At 36.7% G+C, this 15429-nt stretch carries 8 protein-coding genes; all 8 read left to right on the top strand.

The window, feature by feature from the left end:
* Positions 1-14 precede the first annotated feature (14 nt).
* A complete protein-coding gene (locus BLP44_RS18530) occupies positions 15-1421 on the top strand; it encodes a glycoside hydrolase family 140 protein (RefSeq protein ID WP_091135079.1) in 1407 nt (468 codons plus the stop codon).
* A 227-nt stretch (positions 1422-1648) separates the two neighbouring features.
* Positions 1649-3217, top strand: a complete 1569-nt coding sequence (locus BLP44_RS18525; protein ID WP_091135077.1) for a glycoside hydrolase family 28 protein — start codon at positions 1649-1651, stop codon at positions 3215-3217.
* 64 nt (positions 3218-3281) lie between these two features.
* Entirely contained in the window at positions 3282-4199 is a 918-nt protein-coding gene (locus BLP44_RS18520; RefSeq protein WP_091135075.1) for a glycoside hydrolase family 43 protein, read from the top strand.
* 87 nt (positions 4200-4286) lie between these two features.
* Positions 4287-6149: a sialidase/neuraminidase family protein gene (locus BLP44_RS18515; protein WP_091135073.1), complete on the top strand. Its 1863-nt coding sequence runs from the start codon at positions 4287-4289 to the stop codon at positions 6147-6149.
* A gap of 161 nt (positions 6150-6310) precedes the next feature.
* Complete coding sequence (locus BLP44_RS18510; protein WP_091135071.1) at positions 6311-9091, top strand: glycoside hydrolase family 78 protein; 2781 nt, start codon at positions 6311-6313, stop codon at positions 9089-9091.
* 211 nt (positions 9092-9302) lie between these two features.
* Complete coding sequence (locus tag BLP44_RS18505; protein ID WP_091135069.1) at positions 9303-10721, top strand: acetylxylan esterase; 1419 nt, start codon at positions 9303-9305, stop codon at positions 10719-10721.
* Positions 10722-10967: 246 nt separating this feature from the next.
* The gene (locus BLP44_RS18500; RefSeq protein ID WP_091135067.1) at positions 10968-13418 is read left to right on the top strand and encodes a glycoside hydrolase family 95 protein; all 2451 of its coding nucleotides are present in this window, start codon (positions 10968-10970) and stop codon (positions 13416-13418) included.
* A gap of 186 nt (positions 13419-13604) precedes the next feature.
* Positions 13605-15173, top strand: coding sequence for an MGH1-like glycoside hydrolase domain-containing protein (locus BLP44_RS18495; RefSeq protein ID WP_091135304.1), 1569 nt, complete (start codon positions 13605-13607; stop codon positions 15171-15173).
* The last annotated feature ends 256 nt before the right edge of the window (positions 15174-15429 follow it).

Below are 15429 nucleotides of genomic sequence, written 5' to 3'. Positions count from 1 at the left end.
TAAAACAACATAAAATGAATCTGAAAATTAAATCTTTATGCGCCCTTTGTATAAGCTTTGTGTTTACAGCACAAAGCGGATTTTCGCAATCTGCTAAAACAAAAGCATCTCTGCCTGAAATCAAAGTATCTAAAAATCAGCATTATTTTGTTACCGAAAACGAAAAACCATTTTTCTGGCTAGGCGACACAGGCTGGTTGGCATTTGGAAAATTGGATAGAGCAGGAATTGAGAAATATTTTAAAGACAGAAAAGACAAAGGATTTAATGTAGTTCAGGTCATGGTTTTGCATAACATCAATGCCATTAACGTTTATGGCGCTTCGGCTTTAATCAACGAAGACGTTTCAAAACCGTTGATTACGGCTGGAAATGATTTCAAAGATGCGAAGCAATACGATTACTGGGATCATGTAGATTATACTTTAGACGTGGCTCAGAAAAACGGAATTTACTTAGCAATGGTTCCAGTTTGGGGAACCAACGTTTCAAAAGGAAATAAAGTAAGCAAAGAACAAGCAACAGAATATGCTCAATTCTTGGCTAATCGATATAAAAACAGAACCAACATAATTTGGTTAAACGGTGGAGACACACACGGAAACGAATTTCAGGATATTTGGAATGCCATCGGAAATACTTTAAAAACCAATAATCCAAACCAGTTAGTGACTTTCCACCCGTTTGGAAGAACCGATTCTTCAGAGAATTTTCATAATGCAAAATGGTTGGATTTCAATATGTTCCAATCTGGACATAGAAGATACGATCAGGATTCTGTAAAAACGAATTTCAAAGAAGACAATTACAAATTTGTTCTTAGAGATTTTGAATTAAAACCAGCAAAACCTACACTTGACGGAGAACCATCTTACGAAGGAATTCCACATGGTTTACACGATACTTTACAGCCAAAATGGACAGCAAATGACGTACGCCGTTACGGATATTGGTCGGTTTTATCAGGCGGAGCAGGTTATACCTACGGGCACAACGCCGTAATGCAGATGTTCAGAAAGGGCGATAAACCCGCCTATGGAAATAAAGAATTATGGACATCAGCCATCAATGCGCCAGGAGCAAAACAAATGGTTTACATCAAGAAATTAATGGAAGAATTTCCATTTTTAGAAGGAACTCCAGACGTTTCTTTAGTGGTGAATCAGGGAGAAAAATACGATTATATTCCAGCGATAAGAAGTGAGAAATATGCTTTGCTTTACACATACAACGGTAGAATAATAGAAGTAAAACTTGGAAAAATTGCCGGTGATAAATTCGAAGCAATTTGGTACAATCCAAGAAGCGGCAAGAAAATGAAAATCGGAATATTTGATAACAAAGAAGGAAGTCAAAACTTTCAACCAGAAGGTAAAAAAGAAGATGGCAATGACTGGGTTTTGATTTTGAAATCTATTTAAACGCAAAGTTTTGTCCTCCCGAGCGAAGTCGAAGGACCGCAAAGATTGGACATAAAGTTTGATATAGTATACGCACTTCGACTTCGCTAAGGGTGACAAAGAATGAGAATATAATACTCTCGCAGATTTTGCAGATAAAGCAGATAAAAAAAATCCATTTAATCTGTGGCAGAAAAAAAAATCTGAACAATCTGCTAAATCTGCGAGAGAACAAAAAAAACACAACTATGAAAAACATACTAATAATACTCTGCTTCATAACCGGATTAAACACCACTTTCGCAAACGACGGCTGGTACAACATCCTAAAGGAAGGCGGAAACAACAAAGGAATAAAATGCACCCAAGCGATTCAGAATGCAATTGAAAAAGCATCTAAAAGCGGTGGTGGAACTATCTTTTTCCCAGCTGGAGAATATTTAACCGGAGCTTTGACACTAAAAAGCAACATCACGATTCACTTAGATTCTGGAGCACTTTTAAAGTTTTCAGAGAACTTCGATGATTTTCTGCCTTACGTAGAAATGCGTTACGAAGGAATTGTAATGAAAAGTTTCCAACCTTTGTTTTATGCCAAAGACGTAGAAAATATCACCATCACAGGAAGAGGTGTAATCGACGGACAAGGTAAAGCTTGGTGGAATGAAGTATACCGAATTGAAACGGCAAAAGAACCGCTTCCTCCAACAAAATACCAAACCATGTGGGAAGAGCAAAACAAAGGCCTTTACACAGAACCATACTACAAAAGAACGGTTGATAAGAAATTTTTCAGACCTTCTTTTTTTCAAGCATATAACTGCAAAAACATTTTGATTGAAGGTGTTACTTTCAAAAATTCGCCTTTCTGGACGATTAACCCAGAGTTTTGTGATAATGTCAGAGTAACTGGAATTTCAATTTTTAATCCGCATTCACCAAATACAGACGGAATCAATCCTTCTTCTTGTACCAATGTTCACATTTCTGATTGTCATATCAGTGTTGGAGATGATTGTATTACTATTAAATCAGGAAGAGACGGCGACGGACGTAAATATGGAAAAGCAACAGAAAATGTAACGATCACAAACTGCACGATGTTAAGCGGTCACGGCGGAGTGGTTATTGGAAGCGAAATGTCAGGCGGAATCAAAAAAATCACGATTTCAAACTGTGTTTTTGACGGAACTGATCGCGGAATCCGTATCAAATCGGCTCGTGGGAGAGGTGGAGTTGTAGAAGATATTCGTGTGGATAATATTGTTATGAAAAATATCAAAGAAGAAGCAATTGTATTAAGTCTTTTCTATGATAAAGGTACCACAGTTGAGCCTATAACCGAGAAAACACCGATTTTCAGAAACATTCATATGAGTAACATCACGGCTTCAAACGTAAACAAAGCTGGACAGATTTTGGGAATTACTGAAATGCCAATTCAAAACATTACTTTCTCGAACATCAATATGGACGGAAAAGAAGGTTTTACCGTGAGTACAACAACAGATGTTGAATTTCATGATGTAAAAATAAACGCAACAGTTGGTTCTTCTTTCAAAATATCCGATTCTAAAAATGTGATTTTAGACAACATTGGTTCTTCAACAGCAATAAAAGGCGTTCCGGTTATTAAATTAGATAATGTTTCGAATGCGTTGATTAACAATAATTTTCCATTTAATCCAACCGATATTTTTATCGAAGCTGATGGAAAAGACAGCAAAAATATTTTCTTGAAAAGTAATGTGTTTAACAACGTAACAACAAAGATTAAAAAAGGAGCTTCTCTAGATAAAAAAGCAATTACAGAATAATAAAATTGTTGAGTCAACTTTGTCAAAGTTCGAAACTTTGACAAAATTGTAAACGGAACACAATATGAAAAAAATATTCATCATACTAACCCTTTCGCTTTTTGCGATATCTTACGCACAGAAAGAGAAAGAACTCTATCTTTTTACGTCGTTTAGGGAACCCGCAACAGAAGGCTTGTATCTCGCATACAGCGAAGACGGTTACAACTGGAAAGGACTAGAAGGGTCATTTTTAAAACCAGAGATAGGAGCAAGTAAAATCATGCGTGATCCATCAATTACAAAAGGAGTCGATGGAACCTATCACATGGTTTGGACAACCGATTGGAAAGGTGGAAATGGTTTTGGCTACGCAAGTTCGAAGGACTTAATTCATTGGTCAGAACAAAAATATATTCCGGTAATGAAAAATGAACCCGAAGTAGTAAACGTTTGGGCACCAGAGATTTTTTATGATGATGTAAAAAAGGAATATATCATTATTTGGGCATCGACAATTCCGTTCCGATTTGAAAAAGGGGTGGAGGACGAGAAAAACAACCACAGAATGTATTACGTAACGACTAAGGATTTCAAAACGTTTTCAGATACAAAATTGTATTACGACCCAGGTTTTAGCGTAATTGATTGTGTGATTGTCAAAAAAGGAAAGAAAGATTATGTTTTGGTTTTAAAAGATAACACAAGACCCATGCGAAACATAAAAGTAGCTTTCGGAAAATCGCCTTTAGGGCCTTTTCAAAAAAGTTCTGAACCTTTGACAGAATATTTATCAGAAGGGCCAACGGTGGTAAAAGTCGGTAAAAATTGGTTGTTGTATTATGACAATTACGGTTCAAAAAATTATAAAGCGTTAAGCACAACAGATTTTGTTCATTTTGAAGATGTTTCATCTAAAATAAGTCTTCCAGAAGGTCACAAACACGGAACGATTACAACAATCTCTGCAGACGTTTTAAAAGCATTAATTGATAGAAAATAAAAATCAGCTAAATCTGCAAAATCTGCGGGAGACAAAATTTACTCTCGCAGATTTTGCAGATCAAGCAGATAAAAAATATAAATTACAATGGTTACTTTCCAAAACATAAAAACCAACATCATTACAGCTACAGTTCTTTTGGCGTGTACGGCAGTAAACGCTCAAAACGACACAGTACGTTATGTTGGAAAAACACTTTCGAACATTGATTACCATCACGGGCAGTTAAGTCCTGCGGTTGGAGTTCATGCTACGCAAATCATGCGTGCAAGTCGTGAACATCCAGAAAAAGCAGATGGTTTCGGATGGACATACAACCACCAGCCAATGATGGCGTATTGGAATAATACTTTTTATCTGCACTATTTAAGTGATCCTTCTGGGGAACATATTCCGCCAAGCCAAACTTTATTGATGACATCTAAAGACGGTGTAACATGGACAAAACCAGAAGTGATTTTCCCAATTTATAGAATTCCTGACGGTTGGAAAAAAGAAGGTGTAGAAGGCGTTGCGAAAAATCTGGATGCGATTATGCACCAAAGAATGGGTTTTTATACCTCAAAAGACAAACGACTTTTTGCTTTGGCTTATTACGGAATTGCAATGGATGAAAAAGATGATCCAAACGACGGAAAAGGAATTGGTCGTGTAATTCGTGAAATCAAGAAAGACGGAAGTTTTGGCGAAATCTATTTCATCAGATACAATAAAACTTGGGATAAATCGAAATCAAAATTCCCTTTTTATACCGTATCAAAAGACAAAGGTTTGAAAAAAGCCTGCGAAGAAATTTTATCTGAACCACTAGTTTTACAGCAGTGGGTGGAAGAAGCCGATCGCGACGATGAACTGATTCCGTTGCAGAAACCTTACAAAGCATTTAGTTATTACCATTTGCCAAACGGAAATGTGGTGGGTTTATGGAAACATGCTTTAACTTCAATCAGTAGAGACGGCGGAAAATCGTGGGATTATATGCCATTGCGTGCGCCAGGATTTGTAAACAGCAATGCTAAAATCTGGGGACAAAAAACGTCTGATAATCGTTATGCAACCCTTTACAATCCATCAGAATATCGTTGGCCTTTGGCGATTTCAACTAGTGATGATGGACTGAATTATAAAGATTTATTGTTAGTTCACGGAGAAGTAAGTCCAATGCGTTACGGCGGAAACTACAAATCGGCAGGCCCTCAATACGTTCGTGGAATCACAGAGAAAAATGGAACTCCGCCAGACGGAAAAATCTGGGTTGGGTACAGTATGAACAAAGAAGATATTTGGGTGGCATCGATTCCAGTTCCAGTAACTTCAGTTGTGACAGAAAATGTGAATGACGTTTTCAATACTCTTCCTGACGGACAAGAATTGAAGTTATGGAATACTTACGATCTTTCTTGGGCATCAACCAAAATCGAAAAGAAAGCTGATGGTAAAAAATGGCTGACGTTAAGAGATCAGGATTATTTTGATTACTCACGTGCTGAAAGAATGATTCCTTTTGCTTCAAAAATGGAAGCTGTTTTCACCGTAAAACCAGAACAAAATAATCATGGTTTATTACAAATTGAATTTCAAAACAAACAAGGTTTGCCTTCAGTAAGATTGATTTTTGATTCGGATGGAGAATTAAAGGTAAAAAATGGTGCGCGTTTGAGTTCGGTTACAAAATACGAAGCAAACAAAGCATATACAATCACAGTTAAATTGGATGCTAAAAACCGTCAGTACACTATAAAAGTAAACGATGGAAAAGAATCAACAAAGATATTTTATGCGCCAACAGATGGTTTTGAACGAATTATGTTCCGCACGGGAGAGCAGAGACATAATCCAAATCCGGACACAGAGCCAGACACAGACGATTACGATGACCTTCCTCAAACTGGAAAATTGATCCAAGAAGCAGTATTCAATATCGAATCGTTGATTACTAAAAAGTTGTAAAAAGTTGAAATCGCCACGAATTCACGAATTATTTTTATAATCTATACGTAGTTTTTGTGATGAATTAATCGAATTAAACTTTCGGTTTAAATTAGAGAAATAAAACGCAAAGAATAATTAGAGAAAATTCGTGAATTCGTGGCGAAAAAAAAATATACAAAGTGAAGTTTTTTAAAAGCATATTATTATCTGTTTGTCTTTTAGTAACTATAGTTTCTAAAGGACAAATTCTACCTGTACGCCTAATAACAGAAATGGCAGAGAATCCATTAGCAGTTGTGGAGAATAAGCCGAGATTGGGTTGGCAGTTGGTTTCAAAAGAATCCAATGCATCGCAAATTGCCTATTTGATTTTAGTTGCCTCTTCTGAAGAAAAACTAAATAATGACGATGGAGATATTTGGAACACAGGAAGAGTAAATACCGATAAAAACCTGCATATTGTTTATAACGGAAAGCCATTAAAAAGCGAAACCAAATATTTTTGGAAAGTGAAAGTCTGGAATCAGGAAGGTAAAGTTTCAAAATGGAGTAAGAATGCTTCTTTTAGAACTGCTCCGTTAGAATCAGATTTAAATCCAACTTGGATCGGTGCGATTACAAAAGCAGACAGTCATTTGCCGGAAGGAAGAACCTATCATACGGCCACTTTCAATAGAGAAAAAAAGAATTCGTTTATCAATGCTTCCGATTCTTTGGCGCGTAGAAGTATTATGTTGCGTAAACCTTTTGAAGTAGAAAAAGCAGTCAAAGAAGCAGTTGTTTATATTTCAGGTTTAGGACATTACGAATTGACTATCAACGGAAAAAAAGTGGGCAACAGTCAATTTGCGCCACTTTGGACTGATTATGATAAAACGGTTAATTACAACGTTTACGAATTAAGCGCAAAAGATTTTCAAAAAGGTGATAACGTAATTGGCGTTTTGTTAGGAAACGGAATGTACAATACGCTTGCCGAAAGATATACCAAATTCTTCGTGAGTTTTGGTCCGCCGACTTTATTCTTCAAAATGAAAATCAAATACAATGATGGCTCGGAAGAAATTGTAAAATCAGATGGAACTTGGAAATACAGTAAAAGTCCGATTACCTACAACAGTATTTTTGGGGGAGAAGATTACAATGCTAACCTAGAACAAAAAGGCTGGGGAAATAAAGGTTTCAAAGATAGAGATTGGAAAAAAGTTGTCGTTCAAGAGGCCCCAAAAGGAGTTTTAAGACCACAAACTGCTCCGCCAGTTACAATTCAAAAACAATACGAAGTTAAAACGGTAAAAGAGCTCAAACCGAATTTCTATGTTTTTGATATGGGACAGAATCTTTCTGGATTTCCAACGATTAAAGTAAAGGGAAAAAGAGGACAGTCGATTCGTGTTTGGGTTGCAGAAGGATTAAATGAAGAAGGTACAATCGCGCAAGGAAGATCTGGAAAACCCTATTATTACGACTATACTTTAAAAGGTGATGGAATAGAAGAATGGACGCCAAAATTCAGTTATTATGGATATCAGTATGTTCAGATTGAAAACATTAATTATAAAGAAGATAAGAATAAGGAACTTCCAACTTTGGTTGATTTAAAATCAAATTTCATTTACAATTCGGCTGGAGAAGCGGGAAGTTTTGCCTGTTCGAATGAAATTTTCAACAAAACACACGAACTGATCAATAACTCGATAAAAAGTAATTTTCAAAGCGTTTTTACCGATTGTCCGCAACGTGAAAAGTTAGGCTGGCTGGAAGAAATTCAATTGAATGGCCCAGGTTTGATGTTCAATTATAATTTGCAGACTTTCTTTCCTGCAACGATGCAGAACATTTCTGATTCACAACGTGATAACGGTTTAATTCCGACGATTGTTCCAGAATATGTGATTTTCGGTGGCGATTTTACCGATTCTCCAGAATGGGGCGTAACAGGCGTGATTTTGCCTTGGATGTACTATGAATATTATGGAGATGTTTCACTATTAGAGAAATATTTTCCTGTAATGAAGAAGTATGTGGATTATTTAGGAACCAAAGCGACAAACAACATCGTTTCTCACGGATTAGGCGATTGGTACGATTACGGAACACATGCAGCTGGATATTCAAAAAATAGTCCTATTGCCCTTTCGGCGACTTCGCATTATTATTACGGAGCTTATTTGACGGCCAAAGCAGCTAAATTATTAGGCAAAACCGAAGATTTTGAAAAATACAATGCATTGGCTTCGGAGATTAAAACAGCTTTCAATAAGGAGTTTTTCAACGAAGAAACTAAACAATACGGAACCAATAGTCAGTTTAGCAATGCTGTTCCAATTTTTATGGACATTGTAGAACCGCAGTATAAAGAGGCAGTTATGCAGAATCTTTTAGCCGATATCAAAGAAAAAGGAGATCGTCTGACAACGGGAGATGTTGGAAATCGTTACTTATTCCAAACTCTAGCACAGAACGGCGAAAACGAAACCATGTTCAGAATGCACAATCATTACGATGCGCCGGGTTATGGTTTTCAGATTAAATTTGGCTTGACCACTTTAACCGAACAATGGGATCCGAGAAAAGGAAATTCGTGGAATCACTTTATGTTAGGACAAATCGAAGAATGGTTTTACCAAAGTTTAGCCGGAATCAAATCGGATCCTGACAAACCGGGTTTCAAACACTTTTTTATTCAGCCAGAAGTGGTTGGTGATATGACTTTTGCGAAAGCTGAATATCAATCGGTTTACGGAAAAATTGCTTCTTCTTGGGAGAAAAAAGACGGCAAATTTATTTTGAATGTTAGAATTCCTGTGAATACGGCAGCTACGATAAAACTTCCTGTTTCTAAAAGTTCTGAAATAAAAATTAATGATAAAAGGGCTAGAGCAAGTTTTAATGAAAAAGATAAAAAACAGATTTTAGAATTAGGTTCAGGAGTTTATACAATAGAATGTCAATTGTAATTATGAGTTATGAGTTATGAATTATGAATTGTAATTAAGCTCAAAAAAAAGAGAATCAATTGCCTCCAGCTTTAGCTGGAGGTTCAAAATAAGACAAGTGAAAGGGCTTTAGCCAAATGAATAAGTTAGGCTAAAGATAATTTAGAAATCAATTTGTTTTCCTCCAGCTAAAGCAGGAGGCAATTCAAAAAATGTGTTGAATTATATCAAAATGAAAAAAATAAAATACATCTTAATAGTTTCCATTTTTGCTTTGACATTTGCTCATGCGCAAAGTACTTCTGATACTAATTTTAGAAAACCGGTATCAGAAACGCTTAAAAAAATAGAGACGGTTTTTAACGTAACCATCAACGATGACAGAGGTTTATTAAAGGGAAAAGAACTCGACTATGCCGATTGGAGAATTGAACCGGGAAACCTGCCGCTTTCGCTGACCAATATTTTAGCACCGTTTGAATTGATGTATTTCAAACAGCCAGACGGAACCTACATCATTCGTAAATATGAAAACCATAAAGTTTCAGTAGATAAAGGAAAAGAACGCTTATTTTATTTAGAAAGTCTTTATTCAACTAAAGAAGAATGGGAAAAACGCAAAACGGAGTTAAAAGCTTGTATGATAACCTCATTTGGATTAGAAAAGGCTCCCCCAATGCCAAAATCTAAACCACTTTTAACTCCAAAAAGAATCTACAAAGACTATAGTGTCGAAAATATTGCTTTGGAAATCCTGCCTGGGGTTTATGCTACAGGATCGATTTACAAACCGTATCCGTTAAACAAAAAAGCAGCGGTTATTCTAACTCCTGACGGACATTTTGGTGACGGAAGATATAGAAAAGATGAGCAGTACAGATGTGCGATTATGGCAAAAATGGGTGCCATTGTTGTAGCTTACGACTTATTTGCGTGGGGAGAATCGTTATTGCAGTTTCCTGAAGAAACGCACAGAAACAGCATCGCATCTACCGTTCAGGTTTTGACTGGAATTCGTTTTCTGGATTATTTAGCAACGGTTAAAAATGCGGATATGTCAAGAGTTGGTGTTACTGGAGGCTCTGGCGGAGGTTCGCACACGATGTTTTTGGCAGCGATTGATGATAGAGTGAAAGTTTCGGCTCCGGTTGTAATGGTTTCATCACACTTTTCAGGCGGTTGTCCATGCGAAAGCGGACGCGGCATTCACTTATGCGGAAACGGAACTAATAACGCCGAAATTTCAGCAATGATGGCGCCAAAACCGCAATTGATTGTTTCGGATGGAAAAGATTGGACATTGGCGGTTCCAGAATTGGAATTTCCTTTTATCCAAAGAACGTATGAATTGTACGGAAAGAAAGATTTAGTAGAGAATGCCCATTTTGCCAAAGAAGGACATGATTTCGGAATTTCGAAACGTATGGCTTTGTATCCTTTTATGGCGAAATATTTAGATCTAGATTTGAATAAAGTGAAAAACGATAAAGGCGAAATTGACGAATCAACTTGTGTGATTGAACCAAAAGAAAAGTTGCTGGTTTTTGGAGATAAAGGCGAAAAACTGCCTAAAAATGCTCTGAAAGACATCAACAAATTATATGAAATATTCGGAGAAAAAAATCTGAAAGTTTACGAGAATAAAAAATAGATAGCCACGAATTACACTAATTGGCACGAATTATTTTTTTGCCACAGATTAAAGGATTTTCACTGATTAGAAAATCTGCTGAATCTGCTAAATCTGCGGGAAAAATTACTCTCGCAGATTTAGCAGATTATGGAGATAAAAAAATCTTTTTAATCTGTGGCTAAAACAAATTAGAGAAATTGAAATAAAAATTAAAAAAGAAATTAGTGCAATTCGTGTAATTCGTGGCGCTAAAAAAAATATACTATGAAGTTAAAACTTAAAATAACAGCAATCTGTCTTGGAATTTTTTCCATAACTGCAACAGCTCAAAACGACCTAAAATTATGGTACGATAAACCTGCGTCTATTTGGAACGAAGCTTTGCCTTTGGGCAACGGACGTTTAGGCGCAATGGTTTTTGGTGATCCAGCAGTGGAACGTTTGCAATTGAACGAAGAAACGATTTGGGCGGGTTCTCCAAACAGTAATGCGCATAAAAAATCAATTGAGGCTTTACCAAAAGTGAGACAGTTGATTTTCGAAGGAAAATTTGATGAAGCGCAGGATTTGGCTACCAAAGATATCATGTCGCAAACCAATGACGGCATGCCGTATCAGACTTTTGGAAGCGTTTATATTTCATTCAACGGACATCAAAAATATACCGATTATTATCGTGACTTAGACATCAGCAATGCTACGGCAAAAGTAAAATACAAAGTAAACGGAGTTGAATTTACAAGAGAAATTCTAACCGCATTTTCAGATCACGTCATTGTGGTGAAGCTTTCTGCGAGCAAACCAGGACAGATTACTTGTAACGTTTTCATGAACAGTCCGATTGATAAAACGGTAACTTCGACAGAAGGAAATCAGATTATACTTTCTGGAACGGGAACTAACTTTGAAAATGTAAAAGGAAAGGTAAAATTTCAAGGAAGACTTACTGCTAAAAACAAAGGAGGAGAAATTGACGCAAGCAATGGAGTGTTAAGCATCAACAAAGCCGATGAAGTAACTTTGTACATTTCAATTGCAACCAATTTTAAAAACTATCAGGACATTTCTGGAGATGAAATTGCGAAAAGTAAAGACTATCTAGCGAATGCGGAAACAAAAGATTTTGAAACCATAAAGAAAGCTCACGTTGAGTATTACCAAAAATTCTTCAACAGAGTTTCTTTAGATTTAGGTTCGAATGAATTGACTAAGGAGCCTACAAACGAAAGAATCCGAGATTTTTCGAAACAATTCGATCCGCAGTTAGCCTCTTTGTATTTCCAATTCGGACGTTATCTTTTAATTTCGAGTTCACAGCCCGGCGGACAGCCAGCCAATTTGCAAGGAATTTGGAACGATATGGTAACACCGCCTTGGGACAGTAAATATACGACCAACATCAATGCCGAAATGAATTACTGGCCGGCACAAGTAACCAATTTGCAGGAAATGCACGAACCGTTTCTTCAAATGGCAAAAGAATTAAGCGTAACAGGCGCAGAAACAGCCCGTATGATGTACAATGCAAGCGGATGGGTTTTGCATCATAACACTGATATCTGGCGTGTAACTGCTCCGGTAGATTCAGCGGCTTCGGGAATGTGGCCGACGGGTGGCGCTTGGGTTTGTCAGGATTTATGGGAAAGATATTTATATACAGGTGATAAAAAATATTTAGCAGAAATTTATCCAATCATGAAAGGAGCCGCCGATTTCTTTTTAGATTTCATGATTGTGGATCCGAATACTGGATATTTGGTGGTTGTTCCGTCAAGTTCTCCTGAAAACACACACACAGGAGGAACCGGAAAAGCAACAATCGCATCAGGAACCACAATGGACAATCAGTTGATTTTTGATTTGTTTACACATGTTATGGAAGCTTCTGCATTGGTTTCGCCGGATGCATCTTATGTGAAAAAAGTGAGCGAAGCTTTGGCTAAAATGCCTCCAATGAAAATTGGAAAACATAGTCAGTTACAAGAATGGCAGGACGATTGGGACAATCCGAAAGACAATCACAGACACGTTTCGCATTTATACGGATTATACCCAAGTAATCAGATTTCGCCAATAAAAACACCTGAATTATTTGAAGCAGCAAAACAATCCCTGATTTACAGAACAGACGAATCTACGGGCTGGTCAATGGGATGGAAAGTGAATCTATGGGCAAGATTGTTAGACGGAAATCACGCTTATAAATTGATTCAGGATCAATTACATTTGGTAACAGCAGATCAAAGAAAAGGTGGCGGAACGTATCCGAATATGTTAGATGCGCATCAGCCTTTCCAAATTGATGGAAATTTTGGTTGCACTGCTGGTTTTGCCGAAATGCTGATGCAGAGTCAGGAAGATGCGATTCATTTACTGCCTGCTTTGCCAACGGTTTGGAAAGACGGAAGCATAAAAGGTTTAGTAGCAAGAGGCGGTTTTGTAATCGATATGACTTGGAAGAACAATAAAGTTTCGGAGTTGAAAATCTATTCAAAAATTGGAGGAAACTGCCGATTGAAAGTGGAAAATACTTTAAAAGGTTCTTCGCTTAAAAAAGCAAAAGGGAAAAATACAAATCCGTTGTTTTATGATGTAGAAGTGAAGAAACCGATTATTTCGAACGAAGCAAAACTGGAGAAAGTAAAACTGCCAAATTACAATATTTACGATGTGAATATGAAAGCTGGGCAGACGTATGTTTTTACGGGGAATTAAAATAACATATCAAACCCGACAGGTTTCCGAAACCTGTCGGGTTTACATACAGTTTGTCATTTCGACGAAGGAGAAATCTTCTCAAGAAACTCTACAATCAAAATCGACAAACTTTGTTGAGCTGCTAACGAAGATTTCTCTTTCGTCGAAATGACAAGATTGAGTAAAAAAATAAAAGAAAAACTAATGTTACAACATTTCAAATATAAAATAATAACACTTTCAATATTAATCGCTTGTATAAACAGCGGTTGCAAATCTGGTGCAGGATCTTCACAATTAGGAAAATCGGCTATTTTAAAAGAAAAAAACTTCAAACATTATGTTGATTATTTTAACACGATGGAAGATGAAAATTTAAAATTTGCCATTCCGAATGACAGTGCTTGGGCTTGGATGGAAAAGAATATTCCGTTGTTTGAATGTCCGCAGCAGAATTTTGAGGAAATTTATTATTATCGATGGTGGACGGCTCGAAAACACATTAAAAAAACACCACTAGGTTTCGGGATTACAGAGTTTTTGGTAGACCGTTCATACGCCGATAAATACAATTTGATTGCTTGTGCTTTGGGACATCATATCAACGAATTCAGATGGGTTCATGATCCAAAATACATCGAGCAGGATGTGAAAATTTGGTACCGAGGAAATGATGGAAAACCAATGAATAAATTATATAAATTCAGCAGTTGGACAGCCGACGCTTTATACAATCGTTATTTAGTAAATAAAGATGAAAAATTCTTATTGGATTTGTACCCTGATATGGTTACAGACTATGCGGTTTGGGAAAAAGACCGTCAGCGCAAGGATGGTTTGTTTTGGCAGCATGACGTAAAAGACGGAATGGAAGAGTCTTTAAGCGGCGGACGAAAAGTTCAAAATGCAAGACCAACGATTAACAGTTATATGTATGGCAATGCAGTATCGATTTCTAAAATGGCTGCTATGAAAGGCGATAAAGAAACAGAAGCAAAATTCAAAGCTAAAGCTGATGAACTACAGCAGTTAGTAGAAACAAAATTGTGGAATCCTAAAAGTGAATTCTTTGAAACTTTAACACAAAAAGATACGCTGTCGCAAGTTCGCGAGGCCATAGGATTTATTCCGTGGTATTTTAATCTTCCTGAAAAAGGAAAAGGTTTTGAAAAAGCTTGGGAACAAATTAAAGACGAAAAAGGATTTTCGGCTCCGTTTGGTTTGACAACCGCAGAACGAAGAAGTCCGCGTTTTAGGACTCATGGAACAGGAACTTGTGAGTGGGATGGTGCCATCTGGCCTTTTGCAAGTTCACAGACGTTAACAGCTTTGGCGAATGTTCTCAATAATTATAATCAGGATTTTGTTGGTAAAACGGATTATTTCAAACAAATGGAATTGTACGTACAATCGCAGTATTACAGAGGAAAACCTTATATTGGAGAATATTTAGATGAGACTACGGGGTATTGGTTAATGGGCGATAGAGAAAGAAGCCGTTATTATAATCATTCGACTTTCAACGATTTAATGATTACAGGATTGGTTGGTTTACGCCCAAGAGAAGATGAAAAGATTGAAGTAAATCCTTTGATTCCGCAAGAAAAATGGGATTGGTTTTGTCTGGATAATGTTTTGTATCACGGCAATATTATTACCATTCTTTGGGATAAAACAGGAGAAAAATATAAAAAAGGAAAAGGATTTAGAATCTTTAAAAACGGGAAGGAAATTGCAGTTTCTGAGAAATTGGAGCGAGTTGTTTCTGAGTAAAACTTCAATGTTAACGGTTAGTTTGTCATTTCGACGCAAGGAGAAATCGCACACGCAAATCGACAAAGATTGGAGACATGGATTGTAGAAATTCTGGTGCGATTTCTCCTTCGTCGAAATGACAAAATGAACATAAAATTTACTCTCGCAGATTTTGCAGATTGAGCAGATTACTATTTTGCTATTTAAAAAATCTCCTAAATCTGCAAAATCTGCGAGAGACAAAAAAATCTAAAGCCAAAAGCTTAAAAATACA

Source organism: Flavobacterium anhuiense (genome assembly GCF_900101855.1).
GTDB lineage: Bacteria > Bacteroidota > Bacteroidia > Flavobacteriales > Flavobacteriaceae > Flavobacterium > Flavobacterium anhuiense.
This window is presented reverse-complemented; position numbering and strand designations above follow the sequence as displayed.